This window comes from Candidatus Acidulodesulfobacterium acidiphilum, assembly GCA_008534395.1.
Classification (GTDB): Bacteria; SZUA-79; SZUA-79; order Acidulodesulfobacterales; family Acidulodesulfobacteraceae; genus Acidulodesulfobacterium_A; species Acidulodesulfobacterium_A acidiphilum.
Window position 1 is genome coordinate 18,090 of the sequence record SHMQ01000004.1, and the last position, 21,961, is coordinate 40,050.

General features: G+C 34.9%; 19 protein-coding genes. 14 read left to right on the plus strand and 5 right to left on the minus strand.

Features of this window, described 5'->3' with window-relative positions; translation table 11 throughout:
• Positions 1–3: 3 nt before the first annotated feature.
• From EVJ48_02145 to EVJ48_02155, 3 genes are read left to right on the plus strand one after another with little or no spacing between them, the layout of a single operon-like run.
• The gene (locus EVJ48_02145) at positions 4–966 is read left to right on the plus strand and encodes a bifunctional riboflavin kinase/FAD synthetase (GenBank protein RZV39996.1); all 963 of its coding nucleotides are present in this window, start codon (positions 4–6) and stop codon (positions 964–966) included.
• Between the two features lie 33 nt (positions 967–999).
• Positions 1,000–2,028 carry a HAMP domain-containing histidine kinase gene (locus EVJ48_02150; protein ID RZV39997.1) on the plus strand — a complete coding sequence of 343 codons (1,029 nt, stop codon included), beginning with the start codon at positions 1,000–1,002 and terminating at the stop codon, positions 2,026–2,028.
• 35 nt (positions 2,029–2,063) lie between these two features.
• Positions 2,064–3,473 carry a sigma-54-dependent Fis family transcriptional regulator gene (locus EVJ48_02155; protein RZV39998.1) on the plus strand — a complete coding sequence of 470 codons (1,410 nt, stop codon included), beginning with the start codon at positions 2,064–2,066 and terminating at the stop codon, positions 3,471–3,473.
• Here EVJ48_02155 and EVJ48_02160 read toward each other — a convergent pair.
• Genes EVJ48_02160 through xseB form a run of 5 tightly spaced genes read right to left on the minus strand, consistent with a single transcriptional unit; the run spans position 3,470 to position 8,986 of the window.
• Positions 3,470–5,188 carry a tetratricopeptide repeat protein gene (locus EVJ48_02160; GenBank protein ID RZV39999.1) on the minus strand — a complete coding sequence of 573 codons (1,719 nt, stop codon included), beginning with the start codon at positions 5,186–5,188 and terminating at the stop codon, positions 3,470–3,472. The two genes, EVJ48_02155 and EVJ48_02160, sit on opposite strands and share 4 nt — an antisense overlap.
• Positions 5,128–5,868, minus strand: a complete 741-nt coding sequence (locus EVJ48_02165; GenBank protein RZV40000.1) for a TlyA family RNA methyltransferase — start codon at positions 5,866–5,868, stop codon at positions 5,128–5,130. The genes EVJ48_02160 and EVJ48_02165 overlap by 61 nt, the downstream gene beginning before the upstream one ends.
• Positions 5,834–7,780, minus strand: coding sequence for a 1-deoxy-D-xylulose-5-phosphate synthase (gene dxs / locus EVJ48_02170; GenBank protein RZV40001.1), 1,947 nt, complete (start codon positions 7,778–7,780; stop codon positions 5,834–5,836). The genes EVJ48_02165 and dxs overlap by 35 nt, the downstream gene beginning before the upstream one ends.
• Positions 7,781–7,811: 31 nt before the next feature.
• Entirely contained in the window at positions 7,812–8,726 is a 915-nt protein-coding gene (locus EVJ48_02175) for a polyprenyl synthetase family protein (GenBank protein RZV40002.1), read from the minus strand.
• Positions 8,723–8,986, minus strand: a complete 264-nt coding sequence (xseB, locus tag EVJ48_02180; protein ID RZV40003.1) for an exodeoxyribonuclease VII small subunit — start codon at positions 8,984–8,986, stop codon at positions 8,723–8,725. The genes EVJ48_02175 and xseB overlap by 4 nt, the downstream gene beginning before the upstream one ends.
• A gap of 222 nt (positions 8,987–9,208) precedes the next feature.
• Between xseB and EVJ48_02185 the strand changes: the two genes are divergently transcribed.
• The 11 genes from EVJ48_02185 (at position 9,209) to nusA (ending at position 21,943) form a co-directional block, all read left to right on the plus strand.
• Positions 9,209–9,544 carry a hypothetical protein gene (locus EVJ48_02185; protein ID RZV40004.1) on the plus strand — a complete coding sequence of 112 codons (336 nt, stop codon included), beginning with the start codon at positions 9,209–9,211 and terminating at the stop codon, positions 9,542–9,544.
• Between the two features lie 84 nt (positions 9,545–9,628).
• A complete protein-coding gene (locus EVJ48_02190) occupies positions 9,629–10,582 on the plus strand; it encodes a DUF4388 domain-containing protein (GenBank protein RZV40005.1) in 954 nt (317 codons plus the stop codon).
• Positions 10,579–11,478: a shikimate dehydrogenase gene (locus EVJ48_02195; protein RZV40006.1), complete on the plus strand. Its 900-nt coding sequence runs from the start codon at positions 10,579–10,581 to the stop codon at positions 11,476–11,478. The genes EVJ48_02190 and EVJ48_02195 overlap by 4 nt, the downstream gene beginning before the upstream one ends.
• Positions 11,479–11,673: 195 nt before the next feature.
• Positions 11,674–13,416 (plus strand): type IV-A pilus assembly ATPase PilB, encoded by a 1,743-nt coding sequence (pilB, locus tag EVJ48_02200; protein ID RZV40088.1) that lies wholly within the window; start codon positions 11,674–11,676, stop codon positions 13,414–13,416.
• A gap of 104 nt (positions 13,417–13,520) precedes the next feature.
• Positions 13,521–14,708, plus strand: a complete 1,188-nt coding sequence (locus EVJ48_02205) for a type IV pilus twitching motility protein PilT (GenBank protein RZV40007.1) — start codon at positions 13,521–13,523, stop codon at positions 14,706–14,708.
• Positions 14,709–14,724: 16 nt separating this feature from the next.
• Positions 14,725–15,951 (plus strand): type II secretion system F family protein, encoded by a 1,227-nt coding sequence (locus tag EVJ48_02210; GenBank protein RZV40008.1) that lies wholly within the window; start codon positions 14,725–14,727, stop codon positions 15,949–15,951.
• Positions 15,948–17,651: a hypothetical protein gene (locus tag EVJ48_02215; GenBank protein ID RZV40009.1), complete on the plus strand. Its 1,704-nt coding sequence runs from the start codon at positions 15,948–15,950 to the stop codon at positions 17,649–17,651. The genes EVJ48_02210 and EVJ48_02215 overlap by 4 nt, the downstream gene beginning before the upstream one ends.
• A gap of 41 nt (positions 17,652–17,692) precedes the next feature.
• Positions 17,693–19,225, plus strand: a complete 1,533-nt coding sequence (locus EVJ48_02220; protein ID RZV40010.1) for a sigma-54-dependent Fis family transcriptional regulator — start codon at positions 17,693–17,695, stop codon at positions 19,223–19,225.
• Positions 19,226–19,245: 20 nt separating this feature from the next.
• Positions 19,246–20,016, plus strand: coding sequence for a tRNA pseudouridine(38-40) synthase TruA (gene truA, locus EVJ48_02225; protein RZV40011.1), 771 nt, complete (start codon positions 19,246–19,248; stop codon positions 20,014–20,016).
• Positions 20,017–20,123: 107 nt separating this feature from the next.
• Entirely contained in the window at positions 20,124–20,603 is a 480-nt protein-coding gene (locus EVJ48_02230) for a ribosome maturation factor RimP (GenBank protein ID RZV40012.1), read from the plus strand.
• A 44-nt stretch (positions 20,604–20,647) separates the two neighbouring features.
• A complete protein-coding gene (gene nusA, locus EVJ48_02235; GenBank protein RZV40013.1) occupies positions 20,648–21,943 on the plus strand; it encodes a transcription termination factor NusA in 1,296 nt (431 codons plus the stop codon).
• Positions 21,944–21,961: the final 18 nt, after the last annotated feature.

Here is a 21,961-nt window from a genome sequence, read left to right on the forward strand (position 1 = left end):
AGTATGCGGAGGTGCAAAATATTGCAAGTTTTAGAAATAAACAGCGCCGAATTAGATTTTAAAAATTCGGTAGTTACTATAGGAAGTTTCGACGGCATTCATTTAGGACACAGAAGATTAATGGAAATGGCTAAAGATTCGGCGGCAGAGCTGAACTCGGTTTCCGTAGTTCTTACATTTCATCCGCATCCTTCCAGAATAATAAATCCCGAGGCTAAAATTAAACTTATAACTACTTTTGAAAAAAAAACAGAATTAATAGAAGAAATAGGTATGGACTACTTGGTATATATTACGTTTACTCCAGAATTCGCCGCTATGCGGCCTGATGATTTTATTAAAAACGTTATAGTAAAAAAATTAAATCCGGTAAAAATAATAGTGGGACACGATTTTGGATTCGGCATTAATAAATCCGGAAATATTGCTTTATTAGAGAATTTGTCAAATAAACTCGGTTTTAAACTTGAGGTAGTCGAACCTGTTATAATCGATAATCAAATAGTTTCAAGCACCCTTATCAGAAGATTGGTCGTGACGGGCAAGGTTTGCGCAGTAAAAAGATTTTTAGGAAGAGACTATTCGGTTCACGGCAGAGTAGTTAAGGGCTGCGGAAGAGGAAGGCAGCTTGGGTATCCTACCGCAAATATTATTCCGGAGGAAGAATTATTTCCTAAAGACGGAGTTTATGTTACAAACGTAGGGATAAACGGAAAACTTTACGATTCAATTACCAACGTCGGTTCAAATCCTACTTTTGACGATATCGAAAGAAGAATAGAGACCTATATATTTGATTTCGACGAGAGTTTATACGACAAAGAAATAGAAGTTTTCTTCCTTGAAAGATTAAGGGAAGAGATAAAGTTTGACAATATAAACGAACTTGAAGAGAGAATTAAAAAAGACATAGAACTTGCGGGTTTAATTTTAAAAAGAAGTTATAAAAAAAGACACTGCCTTTGATTTTTAATCTAAAATGTAATAAAATATTTTATTATGAAGCGTCAAAAAACAAAAAAATTTAAAATTTTTATTTTAAACGCTATCGTCGGATTTATTATTTTAACTGTCGGTTTTTTTGCATATGCGGCGTTAGACATGTTCGGTATGATTCGTTCTTCCGGAACTTCAGGTGCGGCGTACTCATTAAAACAATCCCGCATGGTTTTTTTTAACGGAAACAGCGGGATAAAACTTGCATATCCTTCATTGTCGGGTACTTTCGGCGGAACTTTTTTTTATTTCATTTTTATTTTAGCCGTTTTATTTGCCGCCGCCGCCATAATTTTTATGTATGTATATTTTTATAGGCTGATTGAAGTTAATGATAATACGGAGAAATCGTTAAGATCTCTAGAAAAAAATATTCTTGAAATACCTTCTACCATTATCCATGAGATTAAAGGCAACATAAATTCTATTATGATTAACTCCAGAATATTGACGGAAAAGATTAAAAATTCGGAATTTAATAAAAAAGACGATATAGCTAAAACAGGATATGTCATAGAAGACGAAATATCGAAAATAGCTTTTACTATTGACGACATACTTAAGTTTACAAAAGATTTAGATTTAAATTTAGAAGAGGTTAATCTTTCCTCATTAATACTTGAAGCATACGAAGCGGTTAAAGACGGATTTTCAATGAAAGAAATTAAATTCTTTTCTTCCGTCGATAAAAACATAAATATCTTTATGGATAAAGATTTAATGGTTCAAGTTTTTAAAAATTTGATATTAAATGCCGCAGAGTCGTACGGCGGCAAAAACGGAGAAGTTTTAATACATTCTTCTTATATCTTAAATAAAGTTTGTTTAACGGTTGAAGACTATGGGTGCGGCATTGAAAAAAAAGAGTTAAATAAAATTTTTGAACCTTTTTTTACGACGAAAAAAAACGGCGTAGGACTCGGTCTTGCCCTGATTAAAAGAATAGCCGACGCTCATAAATTCGATATAAATATTGAATCCCGCATAGGTGTTGGAACGAAGGTTTCTTTAATTATGAAAGAAATTCAGTAAAAAAAACGCTGCAGCGGTAAATTAAATCGTTATAAATGAAATTGTCCGATAGAAAATCCGTCAATATATTAATAGTCGAAGACGAGGATGCTTCGAGGAACGGTCTTGTCGAGTATTTCAACCTTAAGGGCTATAAAGTTTTTTCGGCCGACCGTCTCAAATCCGCGTTTGAAATTTTAAACTCTTCAGCCGAATTAGAAAACAATAAAGATAAAATAGACATTATAATTACCGATCTTAAACTTCCCGACGGAACGGGATTGGAATTATTAAAATCTATAAAAGAAGGCTTAAATCAAAATGCCGAAGTTATAATAGCTACCGGTTTCAGTTCGGTCAAAACGGCGGTAGAAGCTATTAAACTTGGTGCTTACGATTATATAACCAAACCGGTAAATCTTGAAGAACTAGATCTGCTGATAAGCCGTATAATATCCAATAAAAACCTCATAGATGAATTAAATATTCTTAAAAACAGGCTTGACGAAAAATATAATTTCGGTAACCTTATAACGTCTTCAAGAAAAATGATAGAAACCGTCGATACCGCAATCTCGGTATCCGGTACTAATTCTACCGTTCTTATAGAAGGAGAATCCGGTACCGGCAAAGAACTCCTTGCCAACATAATAGTTAATAATTCTAAAAGAAAAAATAAATCTTTCGTTAAAGTAAATTGCGCGGCGCTTTCAGAGACTGTTTTGGAAAACGAACTTTTCGGACACGAAAAAGGGGCATATACAGGCGCGGATTCCTTATATAAGGGAAGATTTGAAATTGCCGACGGCGGAACTATATTTCTTGACGAAATAGGGGAAATTTCTTTAAAAACGCAGACTAAAATATTGCGGGTTTTACAGGAAAAAGAGTTTGAAAGAGTCGGGGGCAGCAAAACTATTAAAATAGATATAAGGATAATAGCCGCATCGCAAGATATAACCAAAAAGGTTTCTAACGGCGAATTTAGGAAAGATTTATATTACAGGCTTAACGTAATAAACCTTAATCTTATACCTTTAAGGGAAAGAAAGGAAGATATACCGCTTCTGGTTAAGCGTTTTTTAAGCGATTTTGCCGAGGAAAACGGAAAAAAAATTACGGGATTAAACAAAGAAGTTTTCGATATTTTATTAAATTACGATTATCCGGGCAACGTCAGGGAGCTTAAAAATATTATAGAATACATGACGGCGGTTTCTAAGGGTTCGGTTATAGACGAATCGTCCATACCCGATTATTTAAAGAAAATAAATCAAAAAAAGGAAACCTATTCGGACTCAGGCGGTAAAGATTTTATAAAGATTCCATTTGGAATTAGCTTAGAAGACGCCGAAAATATTATCATAAAAAAGACGCTCGAAATAAACGGATTTAATAAGGCAAAAACCGCAAATGACTTAAAAATAGGTTTAAAAACCGTTTACAGGAAATTAGAAAAAAATTAATGAATTTTTTTTAATTCGTCTATATATTTTTTTACCTGCGTCGTTTTCTTCATTTTATAGGATTTATTGAAATATTCTATAGCTTTCTTGTAGTTTTTCAACTTTAAATAATCCATGCCCGTATGTTTTAAAACGGTCGGAGACTTGCCGAGCCTTTTAAGGGCGGTTTTGAATAGTTTAAGCGCTTTATCGTATTTTCCTTCTCTGTAATATACAAATCCAAGACTGTCGATTATAAAGGGGGAGCCTTTATCGTATGACAGAGCTTTTTTAATCAATTTTTCTGCCGTTTTGATATCCTTATTTTTTACCGCGAGGTAATATCCTAAATAGTTAAGTGCGGAGGCATCGTACGGGTTTATTTTTAATATTTTTTTCATAACGGCGGCGGCTTTTCTATCTGCCTTAAGATAATGATATACCGAACCTAATTCATACAAAAGAGCCGTATTGTTTTTAAATTTAAATAAACCTTTTTTTATTACAAGTTCAGCAAGGTTATAATCCTTCATTTCCGACAGGGCTATTGCCGAAAAATAATAAAATTTTAAATTTTTTTTAATTTTAATATCGTTAAGCATTTTAGATATAGTCGAAATTATATATTTTTTATATTTCGTTTTATTCGTTTTTTTGTAACGGCTAATGTATATTTCCATAGTTTCAAGTTTAGCGTCTATGTAATGCCTGCCGGGTTTGAGCATACCCAGAAACGAAAGCCCTTTTTTATATTTTTTTTCTAATATATATGAAATTCCGATAAAAAAATATGCGTTATTTTTCAGCCTGAAATTATTTTTCTTGTCTGCGGATACGTCGATAAAATCTAAAAATCTTTTTCTAGCCTTCGAATATTCTTTTTGTGTGTATTCTAATATCGCAGATTGATAAAGCGCCGTTTTAGAATAGGGATCTATTTTTAAATATTTATCGAAAATGCCGGCGGCTTTTTTTATTTTTCCATCCAATATGTAAAGAGCCGCAAGCCTGAAATATGCTTTTTTAAAATAAGGGTCTATACCGATGAGGCTTATAAGATTTTTTTCGGCATTATTTTTTTCGTTTAATACGGAATATATTTTTGACAGCAGGTAATATGAATCTATATTGCCCGGATGCTGCATTTTTGCCGCGTTAAGATAAAAAACAGCGGTTTTCAAATTATTTTCATATATATAAATATTGGCAATGAATAGAAGTGTTTTTAGGCTGTAAGGGTTTTTATTTAAAATACTTTTAAGTATAGTTACCGCGCCTTTCATATTGTCTCCGCCGGCTTCTATTTTTGCTTTTAGAATCAAATAATTAATATTAGCTGACGATAATTTTCCGGAACCGTTGCTTTTATATAGTAGTTTTAAAGCCGTATCTATATATTTTAATGCTTTTTTATATTTCGACTGTTTAAAATATAAAAGCGCCGTTATATAATTTAAATAAGGTTTTTGGAAATAGGACGAAGGCTCTCTTTTAAAATATTTTACGGCAGAACCGTAATTTCCGCCGTAATAATTAATATAACCTGCCGCGGCGTTAAATACGGTTTCCGATTTTAAAGACGTTCTTGTAAGACTTGCCGCATCGGTCTTTTTAGTAAAATATATTACGTTAAAAAGAATGAAAAATAGCGCAATACATAAATAAGCCGCAGTTATCAAACGTTTTTTTTCAGCAATATAAAGAACTCCGTATTCCCCTTTTTTCCTTTTATGCATGATTTTTTTACTCCCAATACGCCGAGATTCAAATTTTTTGAAAAATCTATTATTTTATTAATTACTAATTCGTGTATTTTATCGTCTTTTACTATACCTTTTTTAATATTTTTTTTGTTTTCTGTTTCAAATTGCGGTTTTATTAAAAAAAGCATTATGCCTTCATTTTTAACAAATTTTAATATATACGGGATAATTTTAGTAAGCGACGTAAAAGATGCATCGCATACCGCAATATCTACTTCTTCTCCTATCTTTTCAAAAGGAAGAGTTTTAATGTCGGTATTTTCCAAATTTTTAATTTTTGGATTGTTTCTTAAAGAATAATGAAGCTGTCCATAACCTACGTCGATGCAGAATGCAAAATCCGCACCTTCTTTTAGTAGGCAATCCGTGAAACCTCCGGTAGAAGCTCCTATATCTATTATTCTCTTACCAGTTGCGTCTATTTTAAAATCCGACAGTGCGCATTTCAGCTTTAATCCTCCGCGCGATACGTAAGGATTGTTTTTTTTAATTTCTATTAAACTGTCTATTTCAACCTGCGTTCCGGGCTTGACGCATTTTAAACCGTTAACGCTTACCATACCTTCCATTATAAGCGCCGCCGCCTTGCTTCTCGTTAAGTCGTATCCCGACGAAGGTTCAGCAAGAAGAATATCTAATCTTATTTTTTTCACCGTCTGAGATAAAAAAAGCTTTTATTGTATCCGATAAACTTTCCTCCGAAAATCCTTTTAAAGCAAGAAGCTCTGACCGCGATCCGTGTTCTATGAAATCGGAGCCGAGAGATACTATTTTATATTCTAATGAATTCAAGTTAGTTTGCCGGCTTAACAAAGTTAAAATTTTTGCTCCAAAACCCGAAAACTCTACATTTTCTTCTACGGTCATTATTTTTTCCGCATTTTTAATTTTATTTATTAATTCGGCGGAAATAGGCGAAATAAACCTTGCGTCTATAAGACTGATTAAATTTTCGGGGGTTCGGGCATTATTTTCGTTAAATATTTTAAGTATTTTATTTAATATTGAAGTATGCGGCGCGCCTATACTTATTACTATATTTTTAAAGTTGACTGCATCAAGCAATATCTCAAATTCTCCTTCGGTTAAAACCGCAACGCTTTCTTTTTTAGGAAGTTCAAAATAAGGAGTTTCTGCTTTTGGGTATCTTATAGCGACCGGTTTTCCATATACCAAAGAGCTTTTAACCATACGCATAAGTTCATATTCGTTTCTCGGCGACATAAAAATTAGGTTGGGTATGTAGTTTAAAAAAGATATGTCGAATATTCCTTGATGGGTTGCGCCGTCTTCTCCGGCAATTCCTGCTCTGTCTATACAGAAAACGACGGGAAGATTTTGCAGACAGACATCGTGTATTATCTGGTCTAAAGAGCGCTGAAGAAATGTAGAATATATAAAAACAAAAGGTTTTAATCCGTTAGATGCGGCGCCTGCAGCAAACGTTACGGCGTGTTCTTCGGCTATGCCGACGTCAAAAAATCTGTCGGGAAAAAGTTTTGAAAATCTTGAAAGCCCTGTTCCATCAGGCATTGCCGCCGTTACGGCTATTATATCGGAGTTATCCGATGCCATATCTGCAAGAAAGTTGGAAGCCGTTTCGCCGTATGAAACGTTGCCGGATTTTTTTAAAGTTAAACCCGTGTTTTTATCAAAAGCTGAAATCCCGTGAAATATCGACGGATTTTTTTCCGCAGGTTCGTAACCTTTTCCTTTTTTTGTTATAACATGAAGCAGTATCGGTTTTTTTAATTTTTTTATGTTGTCGAAAGAATCGAGCAGATGCTGGAAGTTATGCCCGTCTATAGGTCCGACGTAAGTAAAACCTAGTTCTTCAAAGATAATACCCGGCGCTATAAGATTTTTGAAAGATTCTTCGAATTTAGACGCAAGTTTTGCCACTTGTAAGCCGAACAAAGGGATAGATTTCAACATTTTTTCTATTTCTTTTCTTAAGCCCTGATAAAAATTACCGCTCATTATTTTATTCAAATAATTAGAAATAGCTCCAACGTTTTTAGATATCGACATCTCGTTATCGTTAAGTATAACTATGACGTCTTTTTTTAACGAGCCTGCATTATTTAAGCCTTCGAGAGCCAGTCCGTTTGAAATTGAAGCGTCTCCTATGACGGCTATAATTCTTCCGTTCTTTTCCGTATCGTTTTTTAAATCTTTTGCCACGCTCATGCCGAGCGCGGCGGATATAGACGTACCTGCATGGCCAGTGCCGAAATAATCGTATCTGCTTTCCGATATTGACGGAAAACCCGATATACCGCCTAATTTTCTTAATGTATTAAATTTTTCTTTTCTTCCCGTAAGAATTTTATAAGGATAAGACTGGTGTCCGACGTCCCATATAATCTTGTCTGTGTTTTCGAAATCGAAAGATTTTATAAGCGCAACCGTAAGTTCGACGACGCCGAGACTCGACGCAATGTGTCCGCCGTTACCGGAGCATACGGAAATTATTTCTTTCCTAAGTTCGTCCGAAAGCAGTTCAAGCTCATTTATATTTAAGTCTTTTACGTCGTTCGGTTTTTTTATTTTTTCCAGTATCATAGAAAAAGTTTTTGTATTTAGTCTAAATAATTTAATTTATCCTGTCGGTAAGATAATTTATTAATTCTATAAGCAATGTCTTTTCGGCGCCTGTTTTTTCTATAGACGATAGCGCTATTTCGTTGTATTCTTTAATAAGCTCTTTAGTTTTTTCAATGCCCATTTGTTCGGCGAAGGTGGATTTGCGGTTTATTTTGTCGATGCCCGCCGTTTTTCCTATAACCTCTTCGTTTCCTAAAATACCGAGAATATCGTCTACGGCTTGAAAAGCTAATCCTAAATTTAATCCGAATCTTTTAAATTCTAATACTGCCGGTTCGTCTTTTCCGGACAAAATTGCACCCACGGCGCAAGCAGCCGAAATAAGCGACGCCGTTTTTTTTTCGTTGATGTATTCTATTTGTTCGGGATTCAAAAGTTTGCCGAAAGAATCGACGTCATGAAACTGCCCTTCGACAAGACCTCCTGCTCCGGAGGCGTATGCAAGTTCCCTGATTATACTTAACGTTTTTTCCGGTTCCAGCCATCCGCAGTAATTTTTATCGGAAAGCATGGCGAAAGCTTCCGCAAGAAGAGCGTCGCCTGCAAGTATTGCGGAAGCTTCGCCGAATACTATGTGGCTTGTAGGTTTCCCTCTCCTTAGGCTGTCGTTGTCCATTGAAGGCAGATCGTCGTGTATTAAAGAATACGAGTGAATAAGTTCAATAGAAGATGCGAAAGGAAGCAGTTTTTTTTTATCGGAAAAACCGAGGCTTTCAGCCGTAAGCATAACCATAATAGGCCTTATTCTTTTGCCCGGCGTAGTAAGAGTATATAACATTGTATCCGGAAGGGAAAATTTATTATGCGGAAATTTTTTTCCGTAACCCATTTTTTTAAAATGGTCTTTAATGAAGATATCTATTAATTTTTTATTGGTTTCTATATATAAAGGCAGGCCGGTCATATATTTAAATTTTCGACGCCGAAAGACTGTTTATCTTTTTCGGCGTTTTTTGCGCTTAATTCCTCTATTCTTTTTTCCGCAGAATCAAGTCTTTGGAGAAGATAATCCGAATATTTTATTCCGTCTTCGTAAATTTTTATGGATTCGTCTAATCCTATATCGCCTTTTTCGAGGGTTAGGACGTTTTCCTCTAATTTTTTAAGCGCTTCTTCAAATGTCAAGTTGTTTATTTTTTTTTCGGAAGTATTAATATTTTCCATATATTTTTTATTATAAGAAAAACAAAAAAAAATATCAATCTAAATTTAAAAAGTTTTATTATTTATAAAAAAATATATTGAAAAAAATATATCTATTTTGTATTATTAAATTAATATTAATTTTTTAAATAACAATGGGGCAGAATTCAATTCTGACCCATCACAAAATTAAACAATGGGATAGAATTCAATTCTGACCCATCACAAAAATGGAGAAATAAAATGTCCTACTTAAGTCATGCTTTAAGTTTTATCAATTTATTTTACGTCCTGGTCGTGCTTGGCGCTATAATTATGTTTGCAAACATGATTGTTGCAGCTTCTTTGAGAAAGAGAATACCGGGAGGGTTTGTAGGAAAATGGCTTGCTATCATGTGGGTTTTTATGTTTTTCTTTTTCATTGCGGAGGCGGGAGCATTTTTTTTCATTTCGTCTCTTAATAATATAGACTTGTCATATTTTCTAATAGGGTCGGTTCTGTTTTTCGGTTCCATATTCGTGGGCGTGGTAAACAGATTCATATTTCATTTAATTAGAGAACTTGAAATTCATAAATAATCAACTCATTATATTTTTATTGTATTATAATTAATATATAATAAAATAAAATATTAAACGAGAAATTATAAAAAGGTTGCTATTATGGACATAAAAGGAAACATAACAAATCTGGAACTTTTCGACGTTTTGAAATTTCTGGAAATTTCAAAAAAAACGGGAGTATTAAATTTAAGATTCGAAAATTTTGCCGCTAAACTTTTCATTAAAGAAGGCAAGCTTTATTTTCTGTCGATTTCCGATAACAATATTCTGGAAAAATTAGCGGTAAAACTTCTGGATATGGGCAAAAAAGACTATCTTCAGATATTAGAAAAATACCGTACTTATTATAAAACTACTGCAGGTTTCGACATATATTTTTTTAAATCGGAGTCTATTCCAAAATCTAAAGAAAACGAATTTACTTCAAGTTATATATCGGAGACTTTAAATTATATACTATTCTTAACCAACGGAGAATTCGCGTTCGATGAAAAGCCTTTGCCCGATATAATAAATTTTGCAAATCCTATGGATCTGTCGCCTATTTTAACCGAATGCAAAAAAAGGCGCGATGAATTATCCGTGATTTCTAAAGTCATACCTTCGAAAAATTATATTCCTTCGGTAGTTACTAACAGAAGCGGAAATATACGGCCGCTGTCTCTTACTCCCACGGTATGGAACGTTCTTTCTTTGGTGGACGGAAAAAAAAGCATAAATCAGATTCTTTCTTTGACCGTAGAAAACGATTTTTTTGTTCTTAAAACTCTCTATAATTTACTGCAGAGCGGATATATAAAAGTCGATCCACCTCATAACGAACATTTAAACAGGCAGGAATTAATAAATTCCGTTAAAAAGGTACTTAAGGAGCAGTTAGGAAATAAAGCCGAAAAAGTACCCGTCGATTATAATGTTTTAAATAGCGGAGACAAACAGGCGCTTACTAAAACTATTCAGGATATAGAAAGATACGTTTATATGTTTATAGACGATAAGAAAGCGGCGAAAATAGACTATCTTTTAAAGCAGATGCTGATGAACTCAATATGAAAATAAGTAAGGACTTCAACTTGAGTCTATGCGGTATTTTTGGATATAAAATAGATTACACCCTTTCCCCTTTAATTCACAATTCTATAGCTAAACTCCTCGATATAAATTTATGTTACGGTAAATTCGACGTTTCTCCGGAACTGTTTCCCGCCGCGGTTAAAGGTTTCAAGGCTATGGGGATGAAAGGAGCAAACGTAACTCAGCCTTATAAAACCGAAGTTCTGGAATATTTAGATTGTTTAGACTGCCAGGCCGAAACGATAGGCGCCGTCAATACGATTAATTTAGAGCCTGACGGTTTTTATCGCGGTTATAACACCGATATAACGGGTTTTATTAATGCCGTAAATTATGAATTTAACGAAGACTTAAGCGGCAAAACCGTTATTCTGTTAGGGGCAGGAGGAGCGGCAAGAGCGGTATTGTATGCTTTAATAAAATCCAACGCAAAATATGTTCTGATAATAAACCGCAGTTTCTCCAATGCGGAAAAACTAAAAAAAGAAGCAGATTTATGGAAGCAATCTTTAAATTCTTTTACCGAAATTATTTGTTCCGATTTTAAATTTAACGGTATTTCGGAAAAAACCGATATTGCCTCTATTAAAGGTTGCGATATATTAATCAATACGGTAACCCCTTCGGATGGGAACAAAAATTTTGCCGACGGCCTTTTAAGCCGCCTAAAATTTTTTAAAAATAATTTTTTTTTCATGGACATATCTTATTCCGAAAAATCTTCTTTTCTTTCAAACGGATTAGAAGAGAAATGTTTGAAATTTACAAACGGACTTTCCATGCTTTTATTTCAAGCTATAGAAAGTTTTTATATATGGACGGGCAGAAAAATCGAGTTTGATTGCATTAAAGATTTTTTAAGCGGTATATTTTAAAAAATATGCTTATGTGGTAAAATTTAATAAGCGAACTTATCGTTAAAAATTACATGTTTATTATTGTATAATCGCGACGGTATCAATATGAATAACGATTTTATGACGCCTTCTAATTTTACTAGCGATAAATTAGGCGATATATTAGTAAAGCACGGCGTCGCCAAAAAAGACGATATATCCAACGCTCTTCTGATGCAGGAGAGGATCCGCAGCGGAATTTCAAAAGGGGAAAAGCTAAAAGATTTAAAACTCGGCGAAATTTTAGTTAAAAACGGCATAATAACCCCTGCGGAATTAAATTCCGCGTTAGAAGAACAAAAACGTTACGGCGGCAGTATAGGCAGACAGCTGACTAAGTTAGGTTTTATTAAAGATGCCGACCTTGTTTCTTTTCTTTCCAAAGAGTTCGGCGCCGCTACGGTAAATCTCCTCGATAACGAAATTCCAGAAAGCGTAATAAAACTTATTCCTCCCGATTTAGCGGTTAAACTGCAGGTGATCCCTTTTAAAAGGCAGGGCAATACTCTGTATCTTGCTGTAGCCGACCCTACAAGGGTAGAAGCTTTAGACGATATAAAATTTTTAACGGGTTTAAATATAGAAGTCGTAGTCGCATCGGAAAACGAGATAGCCTCAGCTTTATCTAAATATTATAACGCGTCAAGTATTCTTACGGAAAATAAAGATTATCTTAATTCCATTGCCATAGAAGAAACCAATGAAGAATTGGATATATCCGAACTTCAAAGGTCGTCATCGGAACAGCCTATTATAAGATTTGTAAATAAGGTTCTTTTGGATGCCGTAAAACTTAATGCAAGCGATATACATGTAGAACCTTACGAAACGATAGTAAGAATAAGATATCGTATCGACGGCAAATTAATAGAGCAGATGAAAATACCCGGACAGTTAAAAAATCCGATAACGTCCCGGCTTAAAATAATGGCGCAATTAGACATAGCGGAAAGAAGGCTCCCTCAGGACGGAAGAATTAAGGCGAGGATGGACAACAAAGAAGTCGATATGAGAGTTTCATGCCTTCCGACTCTTTTCGGAGAAAAAATAGTCATCAGGGTTTTAGATAAAGCCAATTTACAGCTCGATATGCGAAAACTCGGATTTTCGGAACAGCAGTTAAAAGACTTCAAAAATGCTATACATAAGCCATACGGCATGATTTTAGTTACCGGACCTACCGGTTCGGGTAAAACCACCACGTTATACAGCGCTCTTTCGGACGTAAACAGACCGGACGTGAATATTTCTACGGCGGAAGATCCCGTCGAATATAATATTCAGGGTATTAATCAGGTTTTAGTTAACGAAGAAATAGGTTTGACGTTTGCTTCCGCATTAAGGTCGTTTTTGAGGCAGGACCCCGATATAATAATGGTCGGCGAAATTAGAGATCTAGAAACTGCCGAAATTGCCATAAAAGCGGCGCTTACGGGGCATTTAGTGCTTTCGACCATTCATACAAACAGTGCCGCTTCTACAATCTCAAGGCTTATTAACATGAAAGTAGAGCCTTTTTTGGTTGCTTCAAGTTTGAACCTTATCATTGCCCAGAGGCTTATAAGAAAATTATGCGCCGAGTGCAAAGAACCGTATTATCCGGATGTAAATGCAATATTAAAACTAGGATTCAATATGCAGGAACTTTCGGGCAAACGTTTTTATAAGGCAAAGGGCTGCAACGCCTGCAACAAAACCGGATATAAGGGAAGGATAGCAATATACGAAGTTCTGGACGTAAACGACGATATTAAAAATAAAATTTATGAAAATGCCAACGAATCCGAAATACATAATACTGCCGTAGATAAGGGAATGAAAGCGCTTAGAGAATCGGCAAAAGAAAAATTTTTAGAAGGGATTACTTCATTGGAGGAGATAATTCAATATTTGGATTCGAATAATATAGATATATAATTTGAAACGCTTGACATTAATCATTAATATTATTATGCTATATATTATTAGTAAAAATATTAAATATAATTAAAATATATCGACGTATATAAAAGGAGCCGCATATGCCTTCCATAGCAGATTTATTAAAAACCACGGTGGATCAAGGCGCTTCAGACCTTCATATAGCCGCAGGGACTCCTCCGCAAATAAGATTAAGGGGCTCATTGGTTCCGTTAAATTTTCCGCTTCTCAGTCCCGCAGACACGCAGGGACTTTGTTACAGCATTATTACCGATCTTCAGAAAAAGAAGTTCGAAGAAACCCATGAATTAGATTTTTCTTTCAGCCAGAAAGGCGTTTCGAGATTCAGAGGCAATTTATATTACGACAGGGGTTCGATTGCAGGCGCGTTCAGGGTTATACCGCATGAAATTCCTTCTATCGACAATCTCGGTCTTCCACCCATGGTTAAAGAAATTATTAAGGCGCCGAGAGGTCTCGTTTTAGTTACCGGACCTACCGGTTCGGGTAAAACTACTACGCTTGCGGGAATGATAGATGCAATTAATCAGACTAGACGCGAACATATTATTACTATCGAGGATCCTATCGAGTATGTTTTTCCGCATAAAGGATGTTTAGTCAATCAGAGAGAGATAGGTCAGGATTCAAGCAGTTTTTCGGAAGCTTTAAGGCATATTTTAAGGGAAGACCCCGATGTCGTTCTCGTCGGCGAAATAAGAGATATGGAGACTATGGAGGCCGCCCTTACAATAGCGGAAACCGGACATCTTACGTTCGGTACGCTTCATACAAACTCTGCCGTTCAAACTATAAGCAGGGTTATAGACATATTTCCTCCGAATCAGCAGCCGGAAGTAAGATCGTCGCTTTCTCTTTCGCTCGTCGCCGTTCTTTCCCAGACTCTTATTCCAAGAATCGACACTCCGGGTAGGATTCTGGCCGCAGAGTTAATGATTCCCAATGCAGCTATTAGAAACTTAATTAGAGAAAATAAAATACATCAAATATATTCCCAACTTCAATTGGGGCAGGAAAAATACGGCATGCAGACGCTTAACCAGGCGCTTGCTTCTTTGGTGAATAAAAAAATAATAAGCGAAGAAGAAGCATATAGCAGGTCGTCCGATGCGGAGGAGCTGAAACAGGCTATAAATTCAGGGTTAACGTCTAAAGGAGGATTAAATACGGCATCAAACAAGCCTTCTAATACTCCAGGCGCTTCCGTCGGGAAAACCGGCATCGGCGCAGACAACCCTTTTTCGGGAATAGATTTTAGTAATTTATAATCGGAGAAACTTTTAAATGGCGACTTATCAGTGGAAAGGAAAAAAGCATTCAGGAGAATATGCAAAAGGCGAAATTACTGCCGATAATAATGAGCAGGTTATAGAAGCGATAAGAAAAATGGACGTTTATCCTATAAGCGTCAAGAAAAAAAGCGATTTTTTTACTTTAAGCCTTCATGGAAACAAAGAAATAAGTCCTAATACAAAAATAAGCGATAACAATTTGATAGCTTTTACGAGACAGTTTTCATCGCTTATAGAATCTGGAGTTCCCATACTGCAAGGTCTTTCCATAATGATTGAACAGCAGAAAAATAAAGACCTAAAGGGTATTCTTACAAAGATAAAAGAAGGAATAGAAAGCGGCGCTTCTTTATCGGACAGTTTGAGAAAATTTCCAAAAGTTTTTAACGAACTTTACGTTAATTTAGTCGAATCGGGCGAAAAAGGAGGAGTATTAGACAGAGTTTTCAAAAGATTGTCGGTTTATTTTGAAAAAATATTAAAATTAAAAAGAAAGATAAAGGGTGCAATGATATACCCTATAGTAGTTTTAAGCGTTGCGGTAGGCGTAATTATAATACTAATGACGTTCGTAATCCCCGTTTTTGCCAATCTTTTTGCAAGCGTAGGCGCTAAACTGCCGGCACTGACAAGAGACGTAATAGATTTTTCTAATTTTATGAGAGCATATATACTGTATATTATTATTGCATTAGGCATTTTGATATTTGCTTTTAAAGCATACGGAAAGAGGGAAAACGGAAAGCGCAATATCGACAGAATGGTTCTGAAGATACCGGTCATAGGCATCCTGCTGAAAAAAGTCGCTATAGCAAGATTTGCGAGAACGCTTTCGACTATGGTAGAAAGCGGCGTGCCGATACTTGCGGGATTAGAAATAGTTTCTAAGACAAGCGGCAATAAGATAATAGAAGAATCTTTAATGCGGACGAAAGACGAGGTTTCTTCAGGTTCGCCTTTAAGCTCGTCATTAAACAAAACCAACCTTTTTCCTCCGCTTGTTATTCAGATGATTACCGTAGGAGAAAAAACGGGAAATCTGGATGCTATGCTTGCAAAAGTAGCCGATTATTACGATGAAGAGGTAGATAATGCCGTTAATAATCTTACCCAGATGTTGGAGCCGGCGCTTATCGTATTTCTTGGTATTGTAGTAGGCACGCTTGTAGTAGCCATGTATTTACCGATATTCAATTTGGGAAAAGCCATTAAGGGATGAAAAAAATTAATGAAGGAGATTTTAAAAATTTATACAACAAGTTAAAATTTGCAATAACTTTTAGAGTTTTAGCCTTTTCTTTAATAGTCCTGTCATACGTCCTTCTAAATTATAAAGATATAATTCGTTACTCTGTCTTTATATATTTTTTTACCGCCTTTGTAATATCTATAACTATTATTTATTATGTAATTTTGTTTTTTTTTAGAAAAAAAGACAATTATAAATTTTTGGTTTTTTTTGGTTTTTTTCAGTTATCGTTAGATTTTATCGTTATATCTCTAATAATCATATTAAGCAGCGGTTTAAACGATAAGTTCATATTTTTATATTATCTTCTAATTCTTATAGCGGGATTTATTTTTTTAAAATCGGGAGTTTTAATATACGGCATTGCTTCGTCATTAGCTATAGGGGTGTCGGCCGATCTTCATTATTATTTCGACATAGGCAGTCATTATTATTTTTTGTATAATCCCGATAAACTTTTATTTGTTACGAGCACCAACATACTCGGCGTTTTAATATTTACTTGGGTCTTTTACCGTTTTTCCGGCGAACTCGGCAATTTAAGCAATAAAATAATAGAGAAAGACGAATTTATAAAAAAATCGCAAAATTTTAACAGAGAGCTGTTTAACTCTTTTTCTCAGGGGATTATCGTAGTAGATGAAAATTTTAATATAGTTTTTATAAACGAAGCGGCGGTTAAAATCGTTAATCTGGATTCTGAACGAAATTTTAAAAATAAAACCGGAATTCTTTTTGATTTCGACCTCAAGATAACCGATATTTTCGAAAATTTTCCTGTTAACGCTTTTTTGAAAAAAGAGAAAAAAGACGGTAACCGATTTGAAATTAACCATAAAAATACCGTTTTAGGTTTTGCAGTTACGGAGCATTCGGTTAACGAGAGCAGAGTAGGAAATTATATTCTGCTTTTCAAAGATATAACTTACATAAAAGAATTAGAAATGGAATCCAGAATAAACGAAAGCCTTAAAACTGCCGGTAAATTTGCAGGCTGGCTCGCACATGAAATAAGGAATCCTCTATCGGCTATAAATACGTCCGCTTATGTTCTGGATTCGGGATATTCAAGCATTAAAGAATCAGATCATAAAAGATTGATAAATATAATAAAAACCGAATCCGACAGGCTTAACAATTTAGTAACTGATTTTTTAGGATTAATAAAAACAAAATCGACGGCGGCAAACCGCAATTCCGAAAATTTTAATTTATATCAGCTCATAAATGAGATAATATTAAAATATACCGGCGGTACGGAAGTAAAAATTCATAATTCGGTCGGTAAAGAAGAAAGGATATATTTGGACAAAAACAGAATTATTCAAATATTTTCAAATTTAATTCAAAATGCGGTGCAATCGGTCGAAATGAGCACGTCTTATTTAATAAAAGAAAATAAAAAAAAAGGAATCGTAAGGATAGGAGCTAAAAAGGAGAAAAAAACTGAAGAAAAAAATATTATTTCTATAACAGTTGCCGATAACGGAGAAGGTATGGACGATTTTACTCTTAGAAATGCATTCAAGCCTCTTTTTTCAACTAAAGAAAACGGTTTTGGACTGGGATTGTCGATAGTATATTCCGTGACCGAAAGCCTTGGGGGGAACGTAAACATAGTCAGCAGAAAATCTGTAGGTACTTTAATTAAAATAGATATACCGTCATGACCGGTTAATAATTAATTTATTAAATAAACAAATGCGTTAAAATGAACAATAAACAGAGAATACTAATAGTCGACGACGAAAAATCTATTCTTGAATCGCTTGCCATACTTCTTTCAATAGACGGTTATGAGATTGTTACGGCGCAGAGCGGAAATTCGGCTTTAGAACTTTTAAAAACACAAGTTTTTAATTTAATAATATCCGACGTAAGAATGCCGGAGGTATCAGGAATGGATTTAATAAAGCACGTAAAACAAAAATACAGGGAATCGGCTTCAAATTACGGCAAAATTCCGGTTATATTAATGACTGCATATTCGGATGTCAAAATAGGAATAGAAGCTATAAAACTAGGCGCTTTCGATTACCTTACAAAACCTTTAGACAATGAAGATCTCAGAATAGTAATTAAAAATGCGTTGGATTATTTTTCGGTTTTAGACGAACTTAACGATTTAAAAAAAACGGTGTTTTTAAGAGGCGGCATTATAGGTTCTTCGAAAGCCATAAACTCGGTTCTTAACGATTTAAACCGTGTTTCTAAAGGTTTTACCACTATACTTTTAACGGGAGAGTCCGGAACCGGCAAGGAACTGGCGGCAAGATTAATTTACGAAATTTATTCTAAAAATTCTAACGATTCAAAAAAAATACCTTTTGTCCCTGTAAATATTGCTGCAATCCCCGATAATCTCGTAGAAAGCGAATTGTTCGGTTATGCCAAGGGGACTTTTACCGGAGCGGAAACCGATAAAACCGGATTAATAAAGTGCGCCGACGGAGGCATACTTTTTCTGGACGAAATAGGCGATCTGCCTATGCAGGTTCAGGTTAAACTGCTTAGGATTCTTCAAGAAAAAACATACAGGAAATTAGGCTCAAACAAAGAAGAGTCTCTGGGCGTTAAAATAATAGCCGCTACAAATAAAGATTTGCCGGCTTTAATATCTGAGGGGAAATTTAGGGAAGACCTTTATTACAGGTTGAACAAAATAAATATTTTAATGCCGCCGCTCAGAGAACATAAAGAAGACTTGCCGGAATTAATCCCGTATTTTATAAAAAAATATTCTAAATCTATCGCTTCAATTTCGCAGGAAGCTCTTGCGTTTCTTACGGAATATGATTATCCTGGCAATATACGCGAACTGGAAAACATAATAGAAAGAGCTTGTATTTACTGCGGCGGTTCGGATACCGAGGAAGAGCCCTTATTAAATAAAGATAAAGAGATTGTTTTAGACTGCCTGCCGGATTATATTTTAGAAAAAAATAAACACGATGGAAAAGAAAATCTTTCTTTGCAGGTTTATAAAAATATTCCAGATACGAATATCCGCAAAACGGATGATATTAACATGGACTATTATATGGCGGAAATAGCCGGAATTTTTGAAAATTTAAAGAAACGGCATGGAAAATTGACGCTGGCCGATTTTATAAAAGAAGTAGAAAAATATATAGTTGCGGACAGTATAAAAAAAGAAAACTCTAAATTGGAAGCGGCTAAAACCTTGGGTTTGTCTTTGAGGTCGTTAAGATATATACTTTCAAAATGCGGTAACGGCAGATAATAAGATAATATAACGGTAGAATGAATTATTTAGCGGTTATAGAATATTGCGGAACCAATTACGAAGGCTGGCAGTCTCAATCCGAAACCGGCAGCCGTTGCGGCGGTAAAACCGTGGAAAACGAGATTAACAAAGCTATAAAAATATTTACCGGAACCGATGCAAAGCTATTAGTCTCCGGAAGAACCGATGCAGGGGTTCATGCGTTAAACCAGGTTGCCAATTTTAAACTTCCGTTTTTTTACGATATTAATAAATTTAAAATAGCGTTAAACGGTATTCTTCCTAATGATATATCTATAAAAAACATAGAGATCGTCCACGATTCTTTCCATGCTACCCGCGATGTCCTGTCAAAAACGTATCTTTATAAAATTAATTCAGGCTTTAGAAGCCCTCTATTAATTAACAAATCGTGGTTTGTAAAAGAAGAATTGAATTTTGCCTTGATGAGCCGCTCAGCCTCAGTTTTTCTTGGAATGAACGATTTTTTTAATTTTACGAGAAAGGAAAGAAATGAAAAAAATAAAAATTATAACAGGATCATAAGTGAAATAAAAATATGCAAAGAAAATTACGGATACGATATTTTTATAGAAGGCGGCGGGTTTTTGAGAAACATGGTCAGAAGAATAGTAGGAGCATTAATTTTTTGCGGAACTGGAAAAACCGATATAGACTGTTTAAAAAAAATGTTGAAAGAAAGAAACTTTATTTGCAATTCCGTATGCGCTCCGTCTTGCGGTCTTTTTTTGCATTCCGTAAAATATAAACATAAAATTTATTGTTGATATTTTATTAAATTTTAATTATAATTTTAATATCTAGTTGTATATAAAAAAGTTTCACCTAATTTTGTTTTTTATATAAAGTGGGTTTTACCCGCTTTTTTTGTTTTATGCACGAAAATTTAATTAATGACTTAGAAAGGATTATAGAAGATATAGTGCCTTATTACGGATGTTATTTAGTAGGCGCCGTATTTTTTCCCGCGAAAAAAAACAGCGGAGTAATTTTAAGGGTTTACGTAGATTCGGAAAAAGGCGTCGATATATCGGTTTTATCGGAAATATCTAAAGAGATAGGAATGATTTTAGATGTAAAAGACATCATAAAATTTAAATATACGCTTGAAGTTTCTTCTCCCGGCGTTAACAGGGTACTTATAAAGTTTAACGATTATGAAAAATTTATCGGAAAAAGAGCTAAAATAGTTTTAAAAAATAAAACCGAAGGCAGAGTTAATCTTATAGGTGAAATAGCCGAGGTTTCGGGCGGAGACAAAAATAAAAAAGTCTCAATTTTAGACGAAATAGAAAATAAAATTGTAAAAGTCGATTTTTGCGACATAAAAAAAGGAAATCTTTTAGTAGTATAGTATATATTTTATAATATTAATTAATAAAATTAAGGAGTTTTAAGGTGCCCCAGATTATTATAAGCGATATAAATCCTGTAATCGACCAGGTATCTAAAGATAAGAACATCGAAAAACAATTAGTCGTTGAAGCTTTGGAGCAGGCTATTTTAGCAATTGCCAGAAAAAATCTAGGACAGGGATACGATCTTGAATCGCATTTTACGGATGAAACCGGAGAGATAGAAATTTTTATGTTTAAGAAGGTTGTCGAAGACGTTAAAAACCCTAAAACGGAAATATCTCTAGAAGAAGCTCTGAAAGCTGATCCGGGTGCAATTATGGGCGATATTCTTGGATTAAAAGTCGAAAAAAATATATATGGCAGGATAGAAGCGCAGGTTGCAAAGCAGATTATTTTTCAAAAAATAAAAGAAATAGAGCATAAAAATATTTTTAACGAATTTAACGAACGCAGAGGAGAAATCGTAAGCGGCTTAGTAAGAAAAGTAGAAAAATCTATGATAATAGTCGATCTTGGAAAAACTGAAGCTATTTTACCGAGGCAGGAGCAAATATTCAGCGAAACATACAGGCCGCATGACAGGATAAGAGCCGTTTTATCCAATATTAAAATGGAAAAAGGCGGACCAAAGCTTGTTCTGTCCCGTGCCTCGGATGAATTTTTGACCAAGCTTTTTGAAACGGAAGTTCCCGAAATATACGACGGTACGGTTAAAATAGTCAGGGTTGCAAGAGCGCCGGGTTTCAGGTCTAAAATAGCGGTAGCTACAACAAACAAAGACATAGATCCTGTCGGCGCATGCGTCGGTATGAGAGGCATAAGGATACAGAGTATAACTAACGAACTAAGGGGCGAAAAAATAGATATTATACCTTATTCCGATAATCAGGCAAAGTTTGCCGTGAGCGCATTAAGTTCGGTAGAGGTTTCCAATATAACGATAGACGAAGATTCAAAAACTATTACGGTTATAGTTCCCGACGATCAGCTTGCCCTTGCTATAGGCAAGCAGGGACAGAACGTGAGGCTTGCTTCCAAGCTTATAGGCTATAAATTGGACATATTAAGCCAGTCCAAAATAGGCTCTAAAGATAAGAACGCCTATAAAGAACTACTGGAAATACCAGGTGTTGGAGATATTACCGCTAAACTTCTTTATCAAAACGGTTATGTTTCTATTGAAAGCATTGCCGGCGCCGGCGCCGATAAATTAGCTAAGGATATTACGGTCGATAATAAAAAAGCGGAAAAAATTATAAATTCCGCAATAGAATATTTGGAAAAAATTAAAGCGGATTTAGAACTGAAAGAAAAAATAGAACAGGATACGATATAAACATCTTTATCGACAAGG

Excerpts from the sequence above, each read along its gene's own strand:
- EVJ48_02145 (RZV39996.1), top strand. The coding sequence starts at position 4 with ATGCGGAGGTGCAAAATATTGCAAGTTTTAGAAATAAACAGCGCCGAA.
- EVJ48_02150 (RZV39997.1), top strand. The coding sequence starts at position 1,000 with ATGAAGCGTCAAAAAACAAAAAAATTTAAAATTTTTATTTTAAACGCT.
- EVJ48_02155 (RZV39998.1), top strand. The coding sequence starts at position 2,064 with ATGAAATTGTCCGATAGAAAATCCGTCAATATATTAATAGTCGAAGAC.
- EVJ48_02160 (RZV39999.1), bottom strand. The coding sequence starts at position 5,188 with ATGCATAAAAGGAAAAAAGGGGAATACGGAGTTCTTTATATTGCTGAA.
- dxs (RZV40001.1), bottom strand. The coding sequence starts at position 7,780 with ATGATACTGGAAAAAATAAAAAAACCGAACGACGTAAAAGACTTAAAT.
- EVJ48_02175 (RZV40002.1), bottom strand. The coding sequence starts at position 8,726 with ATGACCGGCCTGCCTTTATATATAGAAACCAATAAAAAATTAATAGAT.
- xseB (RZV40003.1), bottom strand. The coding sequence starts at position 8,986 with ATGGAAAATATTAATACTTCCGAAAAAAAAATAAACAACTTGACATTT.
- EVJ48_02185 (RZV40004.1), top strand. The coding sequence starts at position 9,209 with ATGTCCTACTTAAGTCATGCTTTAAGTTTTATCAATTTATTTTACGTC.
- EVJ48_02190 (RZV40005.1), top strand. The coding sequence starts at position 9,629 with ATGGACATAAAAGGAAACATAACAAATCTGGAACTTTTCGACGTTTTG.
- EVJ48_02195 (RZV40006.1), top strand. The coding sequence starts at position 10,579 with ATGAAAATAAGTAAGGACTTCAACTTGAGTCTATGCGGTATTTTTGGA.
- pilB (RZV40088.1), top strand. The coding sequence starts at position 11,674 with ATGCAGGAGAGGATCCGCAGCGGAATTTCAAAAGGGGAAAAGCTAAAA.
- EVJ48_02205 (RZV40007.1), top strand. The coding sequence starts at position 13,521 with ATGCCTTCCATAGCAGATTTATTAAAAACCACGGTGGATCAAGGCGCT.
- EVJ48_02210 (RZV40008.1), top strand. The coding sequence starts at position 14,725 with ATGGCGACTTATCAGTGGAAAGGAAAAAAGCATTCAGGAGAATATGCA.
- EVJ48_02215 (RZV40009.1), top strand. The coding sequence starts at position 15,948 with ATGAAAAAAATTAATGAAGGAGATTTTAAAAATTTATACAACAAGTTA.
- EVJ48_02220 (RZV40010.1), top strand. The coding sequence starts at position 17,693 with ATGAACAATAAACAGAGAATACTAATAGTCGACGACGAAAAATCTATT.
- truA (RZV40011.1), top strand. The coding sequence starts at position 19,246 with ATGAATTATTTAGCGGTTATAGAATATTGCGGAACCAATTACGAAGGC.
- EVJ48_02230 (RZV40012.1), top strand. The coding sequence starts at position 20,124 with ATGCACGAAAATTTAATTAATGACTTAGAAAGGATTATAGAAGATATA.